Source organism: Sphingomonas sanxanigenens DSM 19645 = NX02 (genome assembly GCF_000512205.2).
Taxonomy (GTDB): Bacteria; Pseudomonadota; Alphaproteobacteria; order Sphingomonadales; family Sphingomonadaceae; genus Sphingomonas_D; species Sphingomonas_D sanxanigenens.
Map to the genome: position 1 here is coordinate 5,756,794 of NZ_CP006644.1, position 20,760 is coordinate 5,777,553.

Annotated in this window: 20 protein-coding genes; 3 read left to right on the forward strand and 17 right to left on the reverse strand. The window is 68.5% G+C overall.

Going from position 1 to position 20,760, the window contains the following annotated elements:
* The 8 genes from aroC to NX02_RS26460 all read right to left on the reverse strand — a co-directional run bounded on the left by aroC (position 1) and on the right by NX02_RS26460 (position 8,514).
* Positions 1-1,071, reverse strand: a complete 1,071-nt coding sequence (gene aroC / locus NX02_RS26425) for a chorismate synthase (protein WP_025295171.1) — start codon at positions 1,069-1,071, stop codon at positions 1-3.
* Positions 1,068-1,484, reverse strand: a complete 417-nt coding sequence (locus NX02_RS31845) for an endonuclease domain-containing protein (protein WP_084718110.1) — start codon at positions 1,482-1,484, stop codon at positions 1,068-1,070. Before NX02_RS31845 ends, aroC begins: the two co-directional genes overlap by 4 nt.
* 154 nt (positions 1,485-1,638) lie before the next feature.
* A complete protein-coding gene (gene fabI / locus NX02_RS26435; protein ID WP_025295173.1) occupies positions 1,639-2,442 on the reverse strand; it encodes an enoyl-ACP reductase FabI in 804 nt (267 codons plus the stop codon).
* Positions 2,439-3,422 carry a YihY/virulence factor BrkB family protein gene (locus tag NX02_RS26440; protein WP_025295174.1) on the reverse strand — a complete coding sequence of 328 codons (984 nt, stop codon included), beginning with the start codon at positions 3,420-3,422 and terminating at the stop codon, positions 2,439-2,441. The genes fabI and NX02_RS26440 overlap by 4 nt, the downstream gene beginning before the upstream one ends.
* 7 nt (positions 3,423-3,429) lie before the next feature.
* Positions 3,430-4,371, reverse strand: coding sequence for a DnaJ C-terminal domain-containing protein (locus tag NX02_RS26445; protein ID WP_025295175.1), 942 nt, complete (start codon positions 4,369-4,371; stop codon positions 3,430-3,432).
* A 45-nt stretch (positions 4,372-4,416) separates the two neighbouring features.
* Entirely contained in the window at positions 4,417-5,313 is an 897-nt protein-coding gene (locus NX02_RS26450; protein WP_025295176.1) for a transglutaminase family protein, read from the reverse strand.
* Between the two features lie 11 nt (positions 5,314-5,324).
* On the reverse strand, positions 5,325-7,808 hold the full coding sequence (locus tag NX02_RS26455) for a circularly permuted type 2 ATP-grasp protein (protein WP_158014184.1): 2,484 nt from the start codon (positions 7,806-7,808) through the stop codon (positions 5,325-5,327).
* A 160-nt stretch (positions 7,809-7,968) separates the two neighbouring features.
* A complete protein-coding gene (locus tag NX02_RS26460) occupies positions 7,969-8,514 on the reverse strand; it encodes a DUF1697 domain-containing protein (protein WP_025295178.1) in 546 nt (181 codons plus the stop codon).
* A 57-nt stretch (positions 8,515-8,571) separates the two neighbouring features.
* On the opposite strand from NX02_RS26460, the gene gmk reads away from it, so the two are divergent.
* Together gmk and NX02_RS26470 are read left to right on the forward strand one after the other, a co-directional pair.
* A complete protein-coding gene (gene gmk / locus NX02_RS26465; RefSeq protein WP_025295179.1) occupies positions 8,572-9,228 on the forward strand; it encodes a guanylate kinase in 657 nt (218 codons plus the stop codon).
* Positions 9,229-9,303: 75 nt separating this feature from the next.
* Positions 9,304-9,873, forward strand: a complete 570-nt coding sequence (locus NX02_RS26470) for a hypothetical protein (protein WP_025295180.1) — start codon at positions 9,304-9,306, stop codon at positions 9,871-9,873.
* Between the two features lie 78 nt (positions 9,874-9,951).
* Here NX02_RS26470 and NX02_RS26475 read toward each other — a convergent pair whose 3' ends face one another.
* Positions 9,952-10,701: a class I SAM-dependent methyltransferase gene (locus NX02_RS26475; protein WP_025295181.1), complete on the reverse strand. Its 750-nt coding sequence runs from the start codon at positions 10,699-10,701 to the stop codon at positions 9,952-9,954.
* A gap of 90 nt (positions 10,702-10,791) precedes the next feature.
* Positions 10,792-12,081 (reverse strand): adenylosuccinate synthase, encoded by a 1,290-nt coding sequence (locus tag NX02_RS26480; RefSeq protein ID WP_025295182.1) that lies wholly within the window; start codon positions 12,079-12,081, stop codon positions 10,792-10,794.
* 278 nt (positions 12,082-12,359) lie between these two features.
* Here NX02_RS26480 and NX02_RS26485 point away from each other — a divergent pair, with 278 nt between their 5' ends.
* A complete protein-coding gene (locus tag NX02_RS26485; RefSeq protein WP_025295183.1) occupies positions 12,360-13,244 on the forward strand; it encodes an alpha/beta hydrolase in 885 nt (294 codons plus the stop codon).
* 28 nt (positions 13,245-13,272) lie between these two features.
* Here NX02_RS26485 and NX02_RS26490 read toward each other — a convergent pair whose 3' ends face one another.
* The 7 genes from NX02_RS26490 to NX02_RS26520 form a co-directional block, all read right to left on the reverse strand.
* Entirely contained in the window at positions 13,273-14,382 is a 1,110-nt protein-coding gene (locus NX02_RS26490; RefSeq protein ID WP_025295184.1) for an ATP phosphoribosyltransferase regulatory subunit, read from the reverse strand.
* Positions 14,379-14,777: an endonuclease domain-containing protein gene (locus tag NX02_RS26495; protein ID WP_084718112.1), complete on the reverse strand. Its 399-nt coding sequence runs from the start codon at positions 14,775-14,777 to the stop codon at positions 14,379-14,381. Before NX02_RS26495 ends, NX02_RS26490 begins: the two co-directional genes overlap by 4 nt.
* A gap of 71 nt (positions 14,778-14,848) precedes the next feature.
* Positions 14,849-16,426 (reverse strand): phosphoglycerate dehydrogenase, encoded by a 1,578-nt coding sequence (gene serA / locus NX02_RS26500; RefSeq protein WP_025295186.1) that lies wholly within the window; start codon positions 16,424-16,426, stop codon positions 14,849-14,851.
* A 150-nt stretch (positions 16,427-16,576) separates the two neighbouring features.
* A complete protein-coding gene (locus tag NX02_RS26505; RefSeq protein ID WP_025295187.1) occupies positions 16,577-17,704 on the reverse strand; it encodes a phosphoserine transaminase in 1,128 nt (375 codons plus the stop codon).
* Between the two features lie 318 nt (positions 17,705-18,022).
* The gene (locus NX02_RS26510; protein ID WP_025295188.1) at positions 18,023-18,856 is read right to left on the reverse strand and encodes a class I mannose-6-phosphate isomerase; all 834 of its coding nucleotides are present in this window, start codon (positions 18,854-18,856) and stop codon (positions 18,023-18,025) included.
* An 84-nt stretch (positions 18,857-18,940) separates the two neighbouring features.
* On the reverse strand, positions 18,941-19,720 hold the full coding sequence (gene purC, locus NX02_RS26515) for a phosphoribosylaminoimidazolesuccinocarboxamide synthase (RefSeq protein ID WP_025295189.1): 780 nt from the start codon (positions 19,718-19,720) through the stop codon (positions 18,941-18,943).
* Between the two features lie 101 nt (positions 19,721-19,821).
* On the reverse strand, positions 19,822-20,676 hold the full coding sequence (locus tag NX02_RS26520; protein ID WP_025295190.1) for a DUF4349 domain-containing protein: 855 nt from the start codon (positions 20,674-20,676) through the stop codon (positions 19,822-19,824).
* Positions 20,677-20,760 lie beyond the last annotated feature (84 nt).

A 20,760-nucleotide genomic window follows, 5' to 3' on the forward strand; every position in this document is an offset into this window, starting at 1 on the left:
TCAGCCGACCTGCGCGCGGTGGAGCAGTTTCTGGTCGGCGAGCACCAGCGCCATCATCGCTTCAACCACGGGTACGCCGCGGATGCCGACGCAGGGATCGTGCCGGCCCCTGGTCATGATCTCGCTGGCCGCGCCCTCGCGTGTGATCGTCTCCACCGGCGTCAGGATCGAACTGGTCGGCTTGAAGGCCACGCGCAGCCGCACCGGCTGGCCGGTCGAGATGCCGCCGGCGATGCCGCCGGCATGGTTGGCGAGGAAGATCGGCTTGCCATCCGGTCCCGGCCGCATCGGATCGGCATTGCCCTCCCCGGTCAGCCGTGCGGCTTCGAAGCCATCGCCGATCTCGACGCCCTTGACCGCGTTGATGCTCATGCAGGCGGCGGCCAGTTCGCTGTCCAGCTTGGCGTAGAGCGGCGCACCCCAGCCCGCCGGCACCCCGGTCGCCTCGCATTCGATCACCGCGCCCAGCGACGAGCCGGACTTGCGCGCGCCGTCGACCAACGCTTCCCAGCGCTGCGCTGCGGCGGCATCGGGGCAGAAGAAGGGGTTGGCGTCGATCTGCGCGTCGTCGAACGCTTGCCCGTCGATCGCATCGCCGCCGATCGCCGACACCCAGGCGCGGATCCTCACCTCGGGGATCACCAGCCGCGCCACCGCACCCGCCGCGACCCGCGCCGCGGTCTCGCGCGCGGAACTGCGCCCGCCGCCGCGATAATCGCGGAAGCCGTATTTGGCGTCATAGGCATAGTCGGCATGGCCGGGGCGGTAGGCCCTGGCGACTTCCGAATAGTCCTTCGAGCGCTGGTCGACATTGTCGATGTGCAGCGCGATCGGCGTGCCGGTGGTACGCCCCTCGAACACGCCGGAGAGGATGCGGACCTGATCGGGTTCCTGCCGCTGCGTGGTGAAGCGCGAGGTGCCGGGCCGGCGCTTGTCGAGCCAGGGCTGGATATCCGCCTCGCCGATCGCCAGCCCGGGCGGGCAGCCATCGACGACGGCCCCAAGCGCTGGACCGTGGGATTCGCCCCAGCTCGTGAAGCGGAAGACGCGGCCGAAAGTGTTGAAGCTCATATCTCCCTCTCCCCTCGGGGGAGAGGGAGGGGAGCCGGGTGGGAGGGTGAGGGCACGAGCGCCGAACGTATCACCGAGGTCACGCCCTCCAGATTGTCCATCACATCCGCATTCGTAAAGCGCAGCACCCGATATCCTTCACTCGCGAGATAAGCCGTTCGGCGCGCATCGCGGGCAACCGCCTGCTCACCAGCATGGGTGTCCCCGTCGACTTCCACCACCAGCCTCGCCGCCTGGCAGACGAAATCGCCGAAATATGGGCCCAAGCGCTGCTGACGGCGGAATTTCGCGCCGTCAAGTGCACTGCGGCGCAGGGCAGACCACAGGCGTTGCTCCGCCGGGGTCGCATCGCGGCGGAGCTTGCGGGCGCGGTCGATGGAGCCGTCTCGGATGTCGAAGCGTGATCCGGACACTGGCCCTCACCCTCCCATCGCTGCGCGACGGGCCCCTCCAGTTTCGCTCGCATAGCGGGCCGATTGTGCCCCCGGCACAATCTGTGGAATGCCGGGGGCATTCCACACCCGCTCTGCGACCGAAACTCCCCCGAGGGGAGAGGGTTTCGTCCGCTCAGCTCAGCGCGATATCCGGCGCGTCTTCGGCCTTCATGCCGATCACATGATAGCCCGCGTCGACATGGTGGGTCTCGCCGGTCACGCCGCTGGCAAGGTCGCTCAGCAGATAGAGGCCGGCGCCGCCGACATCCTCGATCGTCACGTTGCGGCGGAGCGGCGAATTCAGCTCGTTCCATTTCATGATGTAGCGGAAATCGCCGATGCCGCTGGCGGCGAGCGTCTTGATCGGGCCCGCGGAGATCGCGTTGACGCGGATATTCTCCGGCCCGAGGTCCATCGCGAGATACTTCACGCTGGCTTCCAGCGCCGCCTTGGCCACGCCCATGACATTGTAATGCGGCACGACCTTCTCGGCGCCGTAATAGGTCAGCGTCAGCAGGCTGCCACCCTCCGGCATCATCGCCCGCGCGCGGCGGGCGACCGCGACGAAGGAATAGGCCGAGATGTTCATCGTCATCAGGAAATTGTCGAGGCTGGTGTCGACATATTTCCCGCGCAGCTCGTTCTTGTCCGAAAAGCCGATCGCGTGGACGACGAAGTCGATCGTCGGCCAGCGTTCCGCCAGCGTTTCGAAGGCGATGTCGAGAGCCGCCATGTCGGAAACGTCGCAATCGATCAGCAGGTCGGACCCGAGCTGTTCGGCAAGCGGACGGACGCGCCTTTCCAGCGACTCGCCCTGATAGCTGAAGGCGAGTTCGGCGCCCTCGTCCCTCAGCTTGCGGGCGATCCCCCAGGCCAGCGAACGATCGTTCGCCAGACCCATGATCAGTCCACGCTTGCCCTGCATCAACGCCGTCACTTGGCCGTAGCTCCCTGCTCGTCGGGTTTGGTTTCGCCGTCCTTTAGACCGACTACCGGTATTTCCGCCAGTGCGGCGTTGAGTTCGGCGCCGATGACGACGCCCAGGCCGACGAGGAAGAAGAAGACCAGCGCGATCATCACGCCGGCCAGGCTGCCATAGGTCAGATCATAGGATCCGATGTTGGAGAGGACGATGGGCATCGCCGCGGTAACGCCCAGCCACCACAAGGTGGTCATCATCGCCCCCGGCCATTTCGGATAGGCACGGCTGCGATAGGCGCGCGGGGTGAGCCAGTAATAGAGCATGTACATCGCGCCGAACAAGGCGATGCCCGGCGCGGTGCGGCCGGCCGCGATCAGCGCGGCGGTATCGTCCGCAAAGGGAATGACGCGGCGGATGAACTGCTCGACGCCGACCAGCACGACCTGGAAGCTGAACGCCACCATCAGCAGGATCACCGCGCCGATGATCATGCCGATCGATCCCAGCCGATATTCCCAGAACGGCCGGTTGCTGCGCACGCCATAGGCCCGGCGCAGGATATCCCGGATCGTCTCGATGAAGCTCGCGGTGGTCCACAGCCCGATCAGTGCGCCGAACCACAACAGATTGCCCGTCCGTGCATTGAGCACGTCGTTGATCGGCTGCTTGAGCACGGTCGCAACGCCGGGCGGGACCGTGCGCAGGAAGGCGTCCACCGCGAGGATGCCGTCGCGCGTGCGTCCTGCCAGGCGGGCGATCGCGGCGGCGACGATGAAGAAGGGAAACAGCGTCAGCAGCGCCAGATAAGCGAGGTTGCCGGCGTGGATGAGGCCGTCCGAATAAACGCCCACCGCCACGCGCTTCAGGATTTCGATCGTGCGCCGGCCGGGCCTGAACCGCGCATATTGCTTGTCCAACTGCCCGCCGAGGCTCGCACGCGCCGCCTCCAGCCGCGTGCGCCGTTCCTCGGGCGACTGCGGGGAGATTTCCGGCATCCGCCGATCAGCCGTCCATCGCCGCGCGCGGATTGCGCCGCGCCCTGTCGCCCCAGCTCTCGGCGAAGGCGATAAGGTCCGCATCATCCTTGGGCAGGTCGATCACCAGCGTGACGAGCTGGTCGCCGCGGCCGCCCTCCCGGGTGTGGAAGCCCTTGCCCTTGAGGCGCAGCACCTTGCCGGAGCTCGATCCCCTGGGGATGTTGAGCATCACCGCCCCGTCGACCGTGGGCACCTTCACCGGGCCGCCGAGCACCGCCTCGTCCAACGTCACCGGCAGCTCGATCCGCACGGCATCGCCATCGCGGGTGAAGAAGCGGTGGGGCTCGACCTCGATCGTCACGATCGCGTCACCGGCACCACCGGGGCCGGGCTGTCCCTTGCCGCCCAGCCGCATCTGGGTGCCGGTCTCGACGCCGTTCGGCAGCTTGAGGTCGATCGTCTTGCCGTCCTGAAGGGTGATCCGCTGCGGCTTCAGCGCCGCCGCGTCGGCGAAGGGCACGCGCAGCCGGTAGGACACATTGGCGCCTTTCGCCGGCGGCGCCGCACGCGCACCGCGGCCGAAGCCGCCGCCCGGGCCGCGCTGGCGCGCGCCGGCGCCGCCGAACAGTCCGTCGAAGATGTCGCCGAGATCGTCGGTGGAGAATTCGAAGCCGCCGGCGCCCTGCTGGCCCCGGAAACCGCCGCCGCCGCCCGGCCCGCCGCCATAGCCGAACGGCATCGTCGGGTTGCCGTCCGCATCGATCTCGCCGCGGTCGAAGCGGGCGCGCTTGTCCTTGTCGGTCAGCAGGTCATAAGCGGCGGTCACCCGGCCGAAACGCTCCGTCGCGGCGGGATTGTCCTTGTTGCGGTCGGGATGGAGTTCTTTCGCAAGCTTCCGATAGGCCTTCTTGATCTCGGCCTCGTCGGCGCCGCGCGCCACTCCAAGCGTTGCGTAAGGATCAGCCATTACATCCCATCGTAGAAAAGGTTCGTTTGGTGGGAGATAGTGATCCTATCGCGAGACCGCCACCATCTGCTTGGGCGCCACGTCCACCGAGACGTCCATATGCTGCGCGCCGGAGCCCAGGAAGATGCCGTCGACCGGCGCGATCTCGGCATAATCGCGGCCGATGGCGGTGACGATATGGTCGTTGGCCATCCAGATGCCGTTGGTGGGATCGACGCCGACCCAGCCGACCTCCGGCCCGCACCACACCAGCACCCAGGCGTGGGTGGCGTCCGCACCGACCAGCCTTTCCTTGCCGGGGGGCGGGATGGTGCGGATGAAGCCGCTGACATAGGCGGCCGGAAGGCCCAGCCCGCGCATGCCGGTGATCATGATCTGCGCGAAATCCTGGCACACGCCGCCGCGCTTGGCGAAGGCCTCGGCGGGGCGGGTCTCGACCATCGTCGCCTTGGGATCGAACTTGAAGCTCTTCCGGATGCGCACGGCGAGCGCGAAGGCGGCCTCGCGGATCGGCCGGTCGGGCCGCAGGGTCTCGGCGCACCAGTCGGTGATCGCGCGGTCATGCGGGATCAGCGGGGTCGGGAACAGATAGTTGGCCGGGCCCTCGGGCCCGAGTTCCGGATCGAGCCGCGCGGCGCGGGCGATCTCGGCGACGGTGGGATCTTCCGGATCGGGCGCCTGCGCCGGCCGGTCCACCTCCATCAGCGCGCGGCTGACGATCTCGATCCGGTCCACCGCCTGCGGCACCACCATCCGCGTGACATTGGCGAGCACCGCGCCGGCCCGCGCGGTGTGGAGTTCGCCGCCGGGCTCCACGCTCAGGTCATAGTCCAGCAGCCGCTGGCCCGCCCACGCGATCGGCTTCAGCCGCAGGTTGCAGCGCGCGAACAGCACCGGCACGTCATAATCGAAGCGGGTGGTGTGGGTGATGTCGTAGAGCATCCGCGGTCGGCTCAGGCGAGCGTCAGGCCGTGGGCGCGAAGCGGCTCGCTGCCCTGGAGGAAGAAGCGCCGCGAGATCGCATCCGATATTCCCATCAGCCGCTCTTCGATGCGCGTGAGCGCGGCGGCGTCGAACGCCTCCACCGGGGTGATCACCACCGTCGCCGCCAGCGCCGCGGCGCGCGCTTCCTGATCCTCGGGCACGCCATCGTCGTCGAGCTTGGGCAGTTCGCGCAAGGTGCGGCAGATGCGCTCGACCTGGAAGGGCAGGCCGCGCGGGTTGGAGGTGTCGAGCAGCACCAGGTCGCGCACCGGCAGCAACGCCACGCCGGTCTGGTAGCGCTGGCGATAGCCGATCTGGCTGTTGGTGAGTTCGAGCAATGTCGAAAGATCGTCGACGGTGGCCTTGGGCCCGCCGGCGAAGGTGCGCGCCAGCCGCGCGACCGACATCGCCCGCTCGACCCGGCGGCCCATGTCGTGGAAGTTCCAGGCGGCGGTGCGGCCCATATGCTCCGCGGCGAGCCCCATCAGCGCCGCGAAGCGCTGCTGTAGAACGCTCGCGCGTGCGTTCATGCTGCTGTCGCCGGGATAGCCGGCGTCGAGCAGGCGCCAGAAGTCGATCGCCAGCCGGTCGCGCGAAACCTCGCCGATCGCGCGGGCGCGGCTCAGCAGGCTGCGCACGCTGTCTTCCTCGGCGATGTCGTCGAGCGCGGCATGGGCGAGGTTGACGATGTCGGCGGCGCCCGATTCGGCGCGGCGCGCGGCGGCGCTGCCCTTGATCAGCAGCCGGCCGAGCTTGTCGATCGTGGCGGGCGCGAGCGCGGCACCGCCATCCGCGTCGATGCTGCCCCCGATCGCGGCACGAACGAGCCCGAGGATCGCCTCGCCCCGCTCGAGATAGCGGCCGAGCCAGAACAGATTGTCCGCCACGCGGCTCGGCAAGGTGCCGGGGTTGCGCCGGATGCGCACCTGATCGCCCGATTGCAGCAAGGTCACCGGTTCGACCGGGCGGGTGGCGACGATGCTGACGTCGGCGGACCATGTGCCCTCGCCGATCACCACCGCCCGGCTGTCCTCGTGCCGGCCGATCCGCGCGAAACCGCCGGGCATCACCTGCCACTGGCCATGGGCGTCGCATGCGGCGAACACGCGCACGGTGAAGGGGCGCGGCACCAGCGCGCCCTTGGCATCGACCGTGGGCATGGTCGAGACGCGGACGACCTCCTGGCCGACATAGTCCATCGGCCGCCGCGCCATATCTTCCAGCAGCTGCTTGCGCGCCTTGGCATCGAGTTCGGCGGCGGCGCGCGGGCCGACGCCCTCGAGCCCCGGCGGCAAGGTTTCGAACGCCGGCGCGATCACCATCGTGTCGAGCGCGGCGCGGACATGGTCGAACTCGGGCTGCTGGCCGCACCACCAGGTGGCGATGTTGGGCAGCTTGAGCGGTTCGCCGAGCAGCGCCGAGGCGAGCCGCGGCAGGAAGGCGCTGACCGCGTTGGATTCGAGCACGCCCGATCCGGGGCTGTTGGCGACGACGACATCGCCCGCCGCCATCGCGTCGATCAGCCCCGGCACCCCGATCTGCGAGCGCGGATCGAAAGCGAGCGGATCGAGCAGCCGGGGGTTGAGCTGGCGCCACAGCGCGTCGACGCGCTTCAGCCCCTCGATGGTGCGGACATAGAGCCGGTCCTCATGGACGGCGAGGTCGTCGCCCTCCACCAGCAGCAGCCCGAGATAGCGCGCGAGATGCGCCTGTTCGGCATAGCTCGGGTTGTAGCGGCCGGGCGTCAGCAGGCCGATGCGCGGATCGGCGCGATGGCACATCGCGCCCAGCCCGGCGCGGACCGCGGAGAAGAAAGCGGCGAGGCGCTGGATGTTGAGCCGCGTCTGCAGCCCGCCCAGCACGCGCGAGACCGCCAGCCGGTTCTCCAGCGCATAGCCGGCGCCCACCGGCGCGCGCAGATGGTCGGCGAGTACGCGCCATTCACCATCGGGGCCGCGCGCGATATCGACCGCATAGAAGGTCAGGTGGCGGCCGCCCGGCGGGGTCAGCCCCACCATCGGCCGCATGAAATAGGGATTGCCGGTGATCAGCGCCGCCGGGATATGCCCCTCGCGGGCCAGCTTCTGCGCACCATAGATGTCGGCGAGCAGCATATCCATCAGCCGCGCGCGCTGCGCCACGCCCTCGGCGATGCCGCTCCAGTCCGCCTCGGGGATCAGCAGGGGCACCGGCGAAACCGGCCAGGCGCGCTCCTCGCTTTCGCCGGGCATGCGATAGCCGGTACCGATCTCGTCGGCCTGCCGCTGCACACGATCGCGGATCGCGCCCAGATCGCCGCCGGCGATACCGGCGATCTCGTCGAACAAGGTCGCCCAGGCGTCCGCCGCGGTCCCTTGCGATTCGGTCAGCACGTCCCCGCCGCCGGTGGCCGCGCGATAGTCGGCAACCCAGCGCTCGGAGATGCTTTCCTCCTGCGGAAGAGCCAGGGTCATCGCCTCAGCCATGCGTCGGGCCGCGGCGATCATGCCGCTCGATCCGAGTCGCTTGCTGATACTGCTTCAAGTCTCGCTCCCACACCCCGACGCGATCCACATTGACGGTTGCGCCGATCGGACGCAACACGTGAATAATCACGTAATCGGCGCGCCCGTATCAGCGATCGTGGAGCAGCGCGTCGATCGCTTCGACGGACTTGAGGTTGCGCGCGGTGACGGTCGATCCCGCGCATGTGTCGATAAAGGCCGGCGAAAGCTTGGTATTCGCGACGCCGCCGCTGCCATAGTCGATCCACAGCGCGCCACCGGCTTCGCTGATCCGTTCGCCCGCCTGCGCCCGCTCGGCGATCGCTTTGCCGGCACCCGGCTTCAATATGCGGCGGGGGAGGGCGAGGTGGAGCATCTTCGGCAGCGCATCGGCATCGCCCTCGAAGGGATTGGCTTGCAGACACGCGCGCCATTGGGCGGCGCTGCGGACGATGACGTCGCAGGCGAAGCCGAAGCGCCCGGGCAGCGCCGCTTCAAGCGCGATCGCGATCGTCTCGGCATCCTCGGTCGACCCGAACATTGCGTTGCCGCTGGCGATATAGGTCCGGGGATCCTCGAAGCCGAGTTCGCCGCACAGCGCCCGCAGGGCGGCCATCGGCACCTGGCGATGGCCGCCGACGTTGATCCCGCGCAGCAGCGCCACCCAGCGCGTCATGCCGCGGGCCGACCGACTCGGCGTTGACGAACCGGCTTCCCCACGTCACTAGCGGCCATGCCCGAGTCCTCCGCTTCGGTTCGCGACCCGTTCAGGCGTCGCGGCGTCCTCTTTGTCCTTTCATCGCCTTCCGGTGCCGGCAAGTCCACCATCGCGCGCAAGCTGCTTGCGGCGGAACCGGGGCTCGAAATGTCGGTCTCCGCGACCACTCGCGCCATGCGGCCGGGCGAAGTCGACGGGAAGGACTATCATTTCGTCGACATCGAACGCTTTCGCCACATGGCGAACAATGGCGAGTTCCTGGAATGGGCGCACGTCTTCGGCCATCGCTACGGCACGCCGCACGAGCCCGTCGACCGCGCGCTGGAGCAGGGCCGCGACGTGCTGTTCGACATCGACTGGCAGGGCGCGCAGCAGCTTTTCCAGCAGGCCGGCGGCGATGTCGTCCGCGTCTTCATACTGCCGCCGGGGCTCGACGAGCTGCGCCGCCGCCTGATCGCGCGCGGCACCGACAGCATGGACGTGATCAACGCGCGGATGGAGCGGGCGGCCGCCGAGATCGGCCACTGGGACGGCTACGACTATGTGCTGGTCAACGACGATGTCGAGCATTGCTTCAACTGCGTGCAGACCATTCTGCGCGCCGAGCGCCTGAAGCGCAGCCGCCAGCAGGGGCTGATCGGCTTCATCCGATCGATGGTGAAGGAACGCTAGGGCGTTTCCTGCGCGGAACCTGTTTCGGCCTTGCCTTGTTCGGGTGTAGCATCGGGCGACACAGGGGAGGACGGCATGATCAGGACGGTTTTGGCGGGGCTGGTCGGCGGCTTCGCGCTCTATATGGTGGGCTTCGTCTTCTGGGGCACACCGCTGTCCGCGCTCGCCTTCTCCAAGGTCGATGCGACGCGCAGCGCGGCGGTGCAGCGCGCGCTCTCGCAGAACCTCACCGAGGCGGGCACCGGCACCTATCTGATCCCCGATCCCTCGAGCCAGCAGGGCACCACGTCGTTCGGCCAGGGTCCGATCGCGACGGTGCATTTCAACACCGGCGGCTTTCCGGTCGTCGATGCCGGCGCGCTCACCGCCGGGCTGGTGCTGGCGCTGGTCGTCGGCCTGTTGATCGCCTTCGCGCTCGCCATCGTCGCGCCGCGGCTGCCGGTGTTCGCGGATCGCGCCAAGCTGGTGATCATCGCCGCAACCGCGATCCTCGCCTGGACGCATCTCGGCCAGCCGTTGTTCAACCATGCGCCCTGGGGCCATTTCATCTATCTGTTCGTGTCCGACCTGCTGGGCTTCGTCGCCTGCGGCCTGATCGTGGCGAAGATGCTGCCGGTGCGAGGGCTTGCCGCCGAGACGCTCTGAGCCGATCCAGCACGGCGCCGCCCCTCTCGCCCGCCGCACCATCCCGGCTCTAGGCCGGGATGATCGAAGTGCGGCTGTTCACGCCGCCCGGCGTTCGCCGATCAGCGTGCCCTTGGTGCCGGATGTGTCGAGGCGGAAATCGAAATCGGGCCAGCGCTTGCGCCAGCGCTGTGCGACGATGCGCTCGCCGGGGCGGGCGCCATCGTCGAGCATCACGAGTCCGCCCGGGGCGATGCGGTCGAACAGCGCCTCGGCCGCACCGCGGATATAGGGGTGGATGCTCCAGGGCGGCCCATCGATGATCAGCAGGTCGATGCGCTCGGGGATGTGATCCAGCTTGTACCACAACCCGTGCCAGTCGCGCGGCGCCGGGGCGAGCGGCGCATGCCGCATGTCGGCGTCGAGGCTATGGTCGAGCAGCCATTCGTGGGTCGCGGCGACGAAATCGGCATGCTGGTCGAAGCTGGTCAGCCGGCCGCCGCCGTGAAGCTGCAGCGCCCGCGCGGTGACGAGGCTGGAGGCGCCGGCGCCAAGCTCCACCACCTGCGCCGGCCGGCGCATCTCGACCACATCGACGATATGGTGGAGCAGCGCGGTATCCGCCTTCCAGCTCCCGAGATTGGGCAGCGCGTCCTCGGGCAGGTCGAGCCGCGCGAGCAGCCGCTGCTTCTCGGCACGGGTGCCGCCCGAAAGGCTGCGCAGCAGCCAAGGCCAGCCGACCGCGCCGAAGAACAGGATATGCGCCCAGTCGAGCGCCGAGGTCGCATAGCCCGCGATCGCGTCGGCCTGGGCACGGGGGAGTAGGCCGGTGGCCTCGCGGGTCGTCATCGCGTCACTGCGTGCGCGCTCGCGGGGCCGAATACAAGGCCGTCACCGTCTTTCCGTCGCAGCTATGAACCCGTTGGCCAGCGGGGTGGCTCAGTCGGTGAAGGGATCGCGCACGAGGATGGTGTCCTCCCGCTCGGGCGAGGTCGAAACCAGCGCGACGGGGCACCGGATCAGCTCCTCGATGCGGCGGATATATTTGATCGCCTGCGCGGGAAGCTGCGCCCAGCTGCGGGCGCCGGCGGTCGATTCCGACCAGCCTTCCATCGTCTCGTAGATCGGCTCGACGCCGGCCTGGTCTGCGGCGTGGGCGGGGAAATGATCCAGCGTCGCGCCGTTCAGGCGATAGCCGGTGCAGATCTTCACCGTCTCGAATCCATCGAGCACGTCCAGCTTGGTCAGCGCGATGCCGGTGATGCCGGAAACCGCGGCGGACTGGCGCACCAGCACCGAATCGAACCACCCGCAGCGGCGCTTGCGCCCGGTGACGGTGCCGAACTCGCGGCCGCGCTCGCCGAGCCGCTGGCCGGTCTCGTCCTCGAGCTCGGTGGGGAAGGGGCCCGAACCGACGCGCGTGGTGTAGGCCTTGACGATGCCGAGCACGAAGCCGACCGCCGACGGACCGAGACCCGATCCGCCCGCCGCGGTGCCCGCGATCGTGTTGGATGAGGTGACGAACGGATAGGTGCCATGGTCGATGTCGAGCAGCACGCCCTGCGCGCCCTCGAACAGGATGCGGTCGCCGCGGCGACGCGCCTCGTTGAGGCTCAGCCATACCGGCCGCGCATAGGGCAGCACCACCGGGGCGATCTCGCGAAGGTCCGCCAGCAGCGCGTCGCGGTCGATCGGCGGCTCGCCGAAACCGGCGCGCAGCGCGTCATGATGCGCGGTGAGGCGGTCGAGCTGCGGCCCGAGACTGTCGAGATGCGCGAGGTCGCACACCCGGATCGCGCGGCGGCCCACCTTGTCCTCATAGGCCGGGCCGATGCCGCGGCGGGTGGTGCCGATCTTGCCGGCGCCCGAAACATCCTCGCGCAGCCCGTCGAGGTCGCGATGGAAGGGCAGGATCAGCGGGCAATTCTCGGCGATGTGGAGGTTGTCCGGCGTGATCGTCACGCCCTGCGCGCCCAGCTTCGCGATCTCTTCGCGCAGGTGCCACGGATCGAGCACCACGCCATTGCCGATGACCGAGAGCGTGCCGCGGACGATGCCGGACGGCAGCAGCGAAAGCTTGTAGACCTGCTCGCCGACGACCAGCGTATGCCCGGCGTTGTGACCGCCCTGGAAGCGCACGACGCACTGCGCGCGCTCGGCGAGCCAGTCGACGATCTTTCCCTTGCCCTCGTCACCCCATTGGGCGCCGATCACGGTCACATTGGCCAAACTCTATCTCCCGGGCGCGAACAGCCGAGGCGCGTTTAGTCAGTGTCGCGGCGAGCGTCCAGCAGTGTCGCAAAACTGTCAATCAGTCGTCGAACCGGCAATGATGGTGAGGCGCCGGATCTCGGGGATGTGGATGCTGAACAGGAACATGCTCCACCATTCCATGCCCGGGGCGAAATAGAAGGCGGAGACAGTCTCCGTTGTGGCTCCACGGAAATCTCCGGTTCAGCCGCGCTGCCATAGCGAGCCGCTGTGAACGACCGTGCAGGGAGTAAGGCGTGCTGATACCGCTCCGGATCTTCGCGGCGGGCGCGATGCTGATCGCGGCGCTGGGTGTCGGTGTACGGTCATGGGCATCGGCGCCCGTGGAGCGGGCCTATGGCAGCGATCCGCGGCAGCGGCTCGATTTCTATCCGGCGGAGGGGGGCGATGCGCCGCTGATCGTCTTCGTCCATGGCGGCGGCTGGTCGGCCGGCGACAAGCGTATGGCTTCGGGCGAGAAGCCCGACCATTTCGTCGCGCGCGGCTTCGCCTTCGCCTCGGTGAATTATCGCCTCGTGCCCGATGTCGGCGTTGCCGATCAGGCGGCGGACGTCGCGAGCGCGATCGCCTGGCTCCAGCGGGAGGCACCGCGGCTGGGCGTCGATCCCCGGCGCATCGTGCTGATGGGGCACAGCGCGGGCGCGCATCTCGCGGCGCTGATCGCCACCGACCCCGCCTATCTGCGCGATGCGGGCGCGCGGTTCGAGACGGTGCGCGGCGCGATCCTGCTCGACGGGGCGGGCTATGACATCGCCGAGCGCATGCGCGATGCCGGGCCGTTCGAACGGCGGCTCTATGAGCGCGCCTTCGGCACCGATCCCGCGCAATGGCGCCAGCTCTCCCCGGCGACGCACGCGGCGGCGCCGAACGCGGCCGGCTGGCTGCTGCTCCACGTGCGCGACCGCATCGAGTCGCAGCAGCAGGCGGATGCGCTGGCGGTGATGCTGCGCGAGGCCGGCAACACCGCGATCGTCGACGGCTTCGACACTTCCCACGGTCGACTCAACCGCGACCTCGGCACCGAGGGCGACCGCGCGACGGCGGTGGTGGATGCGTTTCTCGACAGCTGCGTCGATCGCAACCCGTCGGAGATCATGGGTGTGTGCACGCCGCGGCGGTAGGGCGGGCGGCAAGTCGGGCGGGGTCGGCCTAGACCGCCACCACCGCTCCGCGCTCGAACCGGTGCGTGCAGCCCAGTGCCGCGGCATCGTCATCTCCGTCGAGCGCCGCCACCGTCGCCCAGCCGTCCGCGCGCAGCCCCTCGACCGCGCCGGCATCCGCATCGAGCGGAACGAAGATGCGCTGGCGCGGCTTGCCGCCGAGGCCGGCGTCGATCAGGGGGTCGGGATAGAGCGAGAAGCCGAGCGCGGGTTCCTCGCGCCCGTCCGGATGGAGCACGGTATAGCTGCCGCCGCGGCCGATCTCGCCCGAGACGCCCTCGGCGAACAGCGAGAAGCCGAACCAGCTCTGATATTCGAAGCCGTGGCGCTCGGTGGGGTCGAGCGTCAGCGCCGCCTTGCCCGCCACCGCGGTCGTGATCGCCTCGATCCCGGCGATGCGCGAGGCGAGCACGCCGCCCGCGTCGATCGCGCGCAGCCGGTCGAGCGCCTGCGGGAAGGGGCCGGCGGCGTCGATCAGCGGCAAATAGCGGTCGAAGCCGGCGGCGGCGAGGCCGCCGGCATCCTTGGCGTCGAGCAGCGCGCGGGCCCGGTCGATCCTGCCCGCCTCGATCGGGAAGGGGCCGGCAGCAAGCGTATCGACGAGATCGGGCAGGGTGATGTCGAGGGTGATGCCGGTAACGCCGGCGCGCTCCAGCGCGGTCAGCGCGAGGCTGACGATTTCGCGCGCGGCGGCGATGTTGTCGGTGCCGACGATCTCGGCGCCCACCTGCATCATCTCGCGCTCGGGGCGGAGCTGCGTCGCCTTGAGCTTGAGCACCGGGCCGCCATAGGCCAGCCGCAGCGGCCGCGCGCGGTGCGCCATGCGGGTGACGGCGATGCGCCCGACCTGCGCGGTGATGTCCGGCCGCAGCGCCAATGTACGTTGCGAGACCGGATCGATCACGCGCAGCAGATCCTGCGGGCGCGAGGATTTGAGGCGGCCGACCAGCGTGTCCTCGAACTCCGCCAGCGGCGGCGAGACGCGCTCATAGCCCCACGCCTGCGCGACATCGAGCGCGCGCCAGACGAGCCGGGCGAGCGCGTCGGCGTGCGGGGGCAGGCGATCGCGCAGGCCTTCGGGAAGGAGGCCCACGCTCATTTCTGCTCCCTCTCCCCTATGGGGAGAGGGCCGGGGAGAGGGGCAGTTTCCAGGCCCAGCGCGATCTCGATGACCTGCGCCACGCCGTCGATATTCCCCATCACATCCGCATTGGTGAGCCTGATCACCCGATACCCCGCTTCTTCGATCCTGCGCGTCCGTGCGGCGTCATAGTCGATCTGGCGACTATGTGTATCCCCATCGATCTCGATCGCGATCTTGCGCATTCGCGCAGCGAAGTCGGCGATGAAGGAGCCGATGACGACCTGTCGCGAAAATTTAACACCGGCAAAACGATGCCCGCGAAGCAGAAGCCAGAGCTTCTGTTCCGCGGGCGTCTGGGTGGTGCGCATGGTTTTGGCATGCGCCAGCAGGCGTTCGTTTCGCTTCGGCACTGCCCCTCTCCCTGCTGGCGCTGCGCGCCAGCTTTCCCTCTCCCCGGAGGGGAGAGGGAAGCAAGGCAGTATCAGAACCGCAGCGCCTTGGCGCGCTTCACGCCGGGGAGGTTGCACACGCTCCACAGCAACGGTTCCGGCACCGGGGTGTCGACCGACAGCAGCAGCGCCGCTTCGCCGCGGGTCGAGCGGCGGCCGAGGTGGAAGGTGCCGATGTTGACGTCGGCCTCGCCCAGCGCGCTGCCGATGCGGCCGATGAAGCCCGGCGCGTCCTCGTTGACGATGAACAGCATATAGCCGTCGAGATCGGCCTCCATGCGGATGCCGTGCAGCTCGACGAGGCGCGGCGCGGCATCGCCGAACAGGGTGCCGGCCACCGAGCGCTCGCCCTCGGCGGTGGTCACCGTCACGCGCACCAGCGTGTGATAGTCCCCCTCGCGGTCGTGGCGCACTTCGCGCACGTCCAGCCCGCGCTCCTTGGCGAGGTAGGGCGCGTTCACCATGTTCACGGTGTCCGAATAGACGCGCATCAGCCCCGCCAGCACCGCACCGGTGATCGGCTTGGCGTTGAGGTCGGCGGCGGCACCTTCCAGCTCCACCGCGATGCCTTGGATGGGGTCGCTCTCGAGCTGGCCGACGAGCGCGCCGAGCTTTTCGGCGAGGCCGAGATAGGGCTTGATCTTCGGCGCTTCCTCGGCGCTCAGCGACGGGATGTTGAGCGCGTTGGTGACGCCGCCATTGACCAGATAATCGGCCATCTGCTCGGCGACCTGCAGCGCGACATTGACCTGCGCCTCGCTGGTCGACGCGCCGAGGTGCGGCGTGGAGATGAAGTTGGGGGTGCCGAACAGCGGGCTCGCCTTGGCCGGCTCCTCGACGAACACGTCGAGCGCGGCACCGGCGACATGGCCGCTGTCGAGCGCCGCCTTCAGCGCCACTTCGTCGATCAGGCCGCCGCGCGCGCAGTTGATGATGCGCACGCCCGGCTTGCACTTGGCGATATTCTCGGCCGACAGGATGTTGCGGGTGCTGTCGGTCAGCGGCGTGTGCAGCGTGATGAAGTCCGCCTTGGCGAGCAGCTCTTCGAGCGTCGCCTTCTCCACACCCAGTTCGACCGCGCGCTCGGGGGTGAGGAACGGATCGTAGGCGACCACTTTCATCTTCAGGCCGAGCGCGCGATCCGCGACGATCGAGCCGATGTTGCCCGCGCCGATCAGGCCCAGCGTCTTGTTGGTCAGCTCCACGCCCATGAAGCGGTTCTTCTCCCACTTGCCGGCCTGGGTGGAGGCATCGGCTTCGGGGATCTGGCGGGCGAGCGCGAACATCAAGGCGATCGCATGTTCGGCGGTGGTGATCGAGTTGCCGAACGGCGTGTTCATCACGACCACGCCCTTCGCCGAGGCGGCGGGAATGTCGACATTGTCGACGCCGATGCCCGCGCGGCCGACGACCTTGAGGTTCGGCGCGGCGGCGAGCACGTCGGCGGTCACCTTGGTCGCCGAACGGATCGCGAGGCCGTCATACTGGCCGATGATCGCGATGAGGCCGGCCTTGTCGAGACCGGTGATCTCGTCGACTTCGCAGCCGCGCTCGCGGAAGATGCGGGCGGCCTGGGGGTCCATCTTGTCGGAAATCAGTACCTTGGGCATGGATTTTTCCTAAGCTCCCTCTCCCCTATGGGGAGAGGGTTGGGGAGAGGGAGAGTCCGGGCGAGGCGCCGATGATCGGGGTGGGCGGATACTGCCCCTCTCCCCAACCCTCTCCCCAGAGGGGAGAGGGAGGGCGCACGCGCGCCGGTCTCAGGCCTTGGCCGTCTCGTAGGCCCAGTCGAGCCAGGGCCCGAGCGCCTCGATATCGGCGGTGTCGACGGTGGCGCCGCACCAGATGCGCAGGCCCGCCGGGGCGTCGCGATAGCCGGCGACGTCATAGGCGGCGTCCTCGGCTTCGAGCAGCGAGGCGATCTTCTTGATCAGCGCCTCATCGGCACCCGCGACGGTCAGGCAGACGCTCGTCGTCGAGCGCGAGGCCGGGTCCGCGGCGAGATGGCCGAGCCACGCGCGGTCCTCGACGATCTTGTCGAGCGCCGCGGCGTTGGCGTCGCTGCGCGCGATCAGGCCGTCCGCGCCGCCCACCGACTTCGCCCATTCGAGCGCTGAAATCGCATCCTCGACGGCGAGCATCGACGGGGTGTTGATCGTCTCGCCCTTGAACACGCCCTCGGCGAGCGCACCCTTGGAGACGAGGCGGAACACCTTCGGCAGCGGCCAGGCGGGGGTGTGGGTTTCGAGGCGCTCGACGGCGCGCGGGCCCAGGATCAGCACGCCATGGCCGCCCTCGCCGCCCAGCACCTTCTGCCAGGAGAAGGTGGCGACGTCGATCTTGTCCCACGGCAGATCATAGGCGAACACCGCGCTGGTCGCGTCGGCGAAGGCCAGGCCCGCGCGGTCGTCGGCGATCCAGTCGCCGTTCGGCACGCGCACGCCGCTGGTGGTGCCGTTCCAGGTGAACAGCACGTCGTTCGACCAGTCGACCTGGGTCAGATCGGGAAGCTGGCCGTAATCGGCGCGCAGGATCGTCGGATCGAGCTTGAGTTGCTTGACGGCATCGGTGACCCAACCTTCACCGAAGCTTTCCCACGCCAGCGTCGTCACCGGGCGGGCGCCCAGCATCGTCCACATCGCCATCTCGAACGCGCCGGTATCCGAACCGGGGACGATGCCGATGCGATGGGTATCGGGCAGGCGCAGCAGCTCGCGCATCAGGTCGATGCAATATTTGAGGCGTGCCTTGCCGATCTTCGACCGATGCGAGCGGCCCAGCGATTCGGGATTCAGCTTTTCAGCGGACCAGCCCGGCGGCTTCGCGCAGGGGCCGGAAGAGAAGTAGGGGCGCGCGGGCTTGGTGCCCGGGCGGGTAATCGTCGTCATGCAGTCTCTCCTTGCAGAGAGCACGCGCCGCGTTGGGACGGCGTGGCCCGTCGGCGCTTCTAGTGGCGCCGGCGGGGGTGTCAATTGGAATGGGGCGTGGGGTGGAGAACTTCAAATCAACAAACTGATTTTCAAGGAGAAATTCTAGTCATTCTCCGTTCGTCCCGAGCGAAGTCGAGGGACGAGTCGCGTGACGGATGCCGGGTTGCACTTCGCCAATGTCCCTCGACTTCGCTCGGGACCAACAGGTGGGGGTGACGGTTCGGTATTGCCGAGAGCCGTGCCTGCGGACCGGTGGCAAAACGGATGGGGGTAAGCCTAGAACTCCAGCCGCTCCGGCCCTGGATAGGAAAACAGGATGTCCGCCCCCGGCGCCACGCTGATCGCGGCACCGCCATCCACCGCCCAGCATTCGCCGGCCTCCCATGCCGCGCCGTCGATCGTGCCGCTGCCCGTCACCGGGATGAACAGTCCCGGCCGGTCCGCGGGCAAGGTCACGCTGCGCTCGCCATCCCATGACCAGCGTTCGAGCACGAACTTGCCGCCCTCGCACAGGATCGTCCGCCCGGGCGCCACGACGACGCTCTTGTCCTCGACCGCGAAGGGCACCGCGTCCGACACCGCGACGCCGTCGGTCAGATGCAGTTCGCGCGGGCGGCCATAGTCGTAGAGGCGATAGGTGAGGTCGACATTCTGCTGGACCTCGACCAGCGTCAGCCCCGCGCCGATCGCGTGGACGGTGCGCGCGGGCGAGTAGATCACGTCGCCGGCCTTCGCCGGCTTCCAGTCGACCAGATGCTCGATCGAGCCGTCGAGCGCCGCGGCGCGCAGCTCGTCGCCGGTCAGCGGCTTCACCGTGCCCAGCGCGATCGTCGAATCGGGTTCGGCGGCCAGGATCACCCAGGCCTCGTCCTTGCCGCGCGGATAGCCGGAGGCGCGCGCCGCCTCGTCGTCCGGATGGACCTGGATCGAGAGCTTCTCGCTGGTGAAGAGATATTTGACGAGCAGGTCGGGCTCGGACCCGTCGAGCGTCTGGAACCACACCTCACCCACCGGATCGCCCTCGGGCGCGGGGTCGGGAAAGCCGGGCCACAGCGTGTGGCGGCCCCAGGGTTTCTCTACTCGATGGGTCTTGAGACGGATCGCAGACATGGGGCCTCCTCGCAGGTGCAGCATAAGCGCAAGCCGCGAGGAGGGGAAGGGATCAGCGGCGCCGGACGCGCGCCGCCAACCCGTTTATTTGCCGCGCTTCTTGCGGTGCGTCTCGAGATCGAGAACCGCGGTGTCGGCACCCTCGGGCAGCAGGCCCAGACGGCGCGCGACTTCCTGATAGGCTTCCACCTCGCCGCCGAGGTCACGGCGGAAGCGATCCTTGTCCAGCTTCTCGTTGGTTTCCATGTCCCACAGCCGGCAGCCGTCGGGGCTGATCTCATCCGCCAGGATGATGCGGGCATAGTCATTGTCGTAGATGCGGCCGAATTCGAGCTTGAAGTCGACCAGGCGGATGCCGATGCCGGCGAACAGGCCGCTCATGAAATCGTTCACACGGATCGCCATGTCGGCGATGTCGTGCATCTCTTCCTGGCTGGCCCAGCCGAAGCACGCGATATGCTCCTCGCTGATCAGCGGGTCGCCCAGCGCATCGTCCTTGTAATAATATTCGATGATCGTGCGCGGAAGCTGCGTGCCTTCCTCGATCCCCAGCCGCTTGCTGATCGAACCGGCGGCGACGTTGCGGATCACCACCTCGATCGGGACGATTTCGACCTGGCGGATGAGCTGCTCGCGCATGTTGAGCCGGCGGATGAAGTGGGTCGGCACGCCGATATTGCCGAGCAGGGTGAAGATATGCTCGGAAATACGGTTGTTGAGCACGCCCTTGCCGTTGATCGTGCCCTTCTTCTGGGCGTTGAACGCGGTGGCATCATCCTTGAAGTACTGAATCAGCGTGCCCGGCTCCGGGCCTTCGTACAGGATCTTGGCCTTGCCTTCGTAAATCTGGCGGCGGCGGGACATCGGCATGCTCCAAAAGGCAGTTCGCCCCGGACGCGCAACGGACTCGCGCGCGACCGGGGCGGTTTGGCGGGGCGTATAACGGATGTACCCGTGAGGCGCAATCAGGCTGCCGGTGGCGGCGTCTTCGCGACCGCCGCGCGACGCCTGCGACGGATGATCCAGACGATCAGGCCGATCACCAGCGCCCAGGGCAGGCCGCCGACCACCAGCACCATCAGCCCGGCGATGCTGACGCCCAGCACCTGCGCCAGATTGGCGCCCGCCTCACGGATCGGGCGGGAAAAGCCCGATCCGCCGGATGCGCCATAATCGACGTCGATCTCGGACATGCTCACCCGCCCGCGCATCTCTGCGAGCCAGCTCTGTGCGGCGTCGATCTCCTCCTGCACCTCGGCCACCTTGCGCTCCGCCTCGACCAGTTCGGCGACGGTGCCGTTGCGGCTCTGGAGCAACTGCATCAGCCGCGCCGACAGCGCCTGCTTGGAGCGCAGCCGCGCCTCGGTATCGACGATCTTCTTGGAAAGATCCTCGGAAGTGGTGCTGCTCTCGTCGAGCGCGCCGCCGGCACCGTTCACCGCCTTGGACAGTTCAGCACCGAAATTGCGGGCGATCCGCGCCTCGACCTGCAGCTTGAGCGAACCGGAAGCGCCGCCGCCATCGGCGGAGCTGCGCTGCATTTCGACCACCTGGCAGCGCGCCGGCCCCAGCCTGTCGCACGCCGCGACATGCGCCTGCTGCACGTCCGCGATCTTGCCTGCCGGCACGTTGAACCCGTAGCGATAGGAATAGGCAATCTGCGGCAGCACGACCTTGACCGCCCCGCCCTCCTTTGCGGCATCGGCGGGCGCCGGCGCGGCCGCCTCCATTGCCTCGGAGGGCGCTCCGCCCTCGGGCGCTTGCCCGCAAGCGGCGAGCGGCGCCAGGATGGCGAGGGGTATGAACCGAGCAAAATTCATCGCGGGCTCCCGATCGTTGGACGGTCAGTGTCCGGTCGCCGCCACGGCCGGTCAACCGCGGCGGTGTGCGACCTTTTCTAGGGA

Coding starts and splice junctions, on each gene's coding strand:
- aroC (WP_025295171.1), bottom strand. CDS start 1,071: ATGAGCTTCAACACTTTCGGCCGCGTCTTCCGCTTCACGAGCTGGGGC.
- NX02_RS26440 (WP_025295174.1), bottom strand. CDS start 3,422: ATGCCGGAAATCTCCCCGCAGTCGCCCGAGGAACGGCGCACGCGGCTG.
- NX02_RS26445 (WP_025295175.1), bottom strand. CDS start 4,371: ATGGCTGATCCTTACGCAACGCTTGGAGTGGCGCGCGGCGCCGACGAG.
- NX02_RS26450 (WP_025295176.1), bottom strand. CDS start 5,313: ATGCTCTACGACATCACCCACACCACCCGCTTCGATTATGACGTGCCG.
- NX02_RS26455 (WP_158014184.1), bottom strand. CDS start 7,808: ATGACCCTGGCTCTTCCGCAGGAGGAAAGCATCTCCGAGCGCTGGGTT.
- NX02_RS26460 (WP_025295178.1), bottom strand. CDS start 8,514: ATGACGCGCTGGGTGGCGCTGCTGCGCGGGATCAACGTCGGCGGCCAT.
- gmk (WP_025295179.1), top strand. CDS start 8,572: ATGCCCGAGTCCTCCGCTTCGGTTCGCGACCCGTTCAGGCGTCGCGGC.
- NX02_RS26470 (WP_025295180.1), top strand. CDS start 9,304: ATGATCAGGACGGTTTTGGCGGGGCTGGTCGGCGGCTTCGCGCTCTAT.
- NX02_RS26475 (WP_025295181.1), bottom strand. CDS start 10,701: ATGACGACCCGCGAGGCCACCGGCCTACTCCCCCGTGCCCAGGCCGAC.
- NX02_RS26490 (WP_025295184.1), bottom strand. CDS start 14,382: ATGAGCGTGGGCCTCCTTCCCGAAGGCCTGCGCGATCGCCTGCCCCCG.
- serA (WP_025295186.1), bottom strand. CDS start 16,426: ATGCCCAAGGTACTGATTTCCGACAAGATGGACCCCCAGGCCGCCCGC.
- NX02_RS26505 (WP_025295187.1), bottom strand. CDS start 17,704: ATGACGACGATTACCCGCCCGGGCACCAAGCCCGCGCGCCCCTACTTC.
- NX02_RS26510 (WP_025295188.1), bottom strand. CDS start 18,856: ATGTCTGCGATCCGTCTCAAGACCCATCGAGTAGAGAAACCCTGGGGC.
- purC (WP_025295189.1), bottom strand. CDS start 19,720: ATGTCCCGCCGCCGCCAGATTTACGAAGGCAAGGCCAAGATCCTGTAC.
- NX02_RS26520 (WP_025295190.1), bottom strand. CDS start 20,676: ATGAATTTTGCTCGGTTCATACCCCTCGCCATCCTGGCGCCGCTCGCC.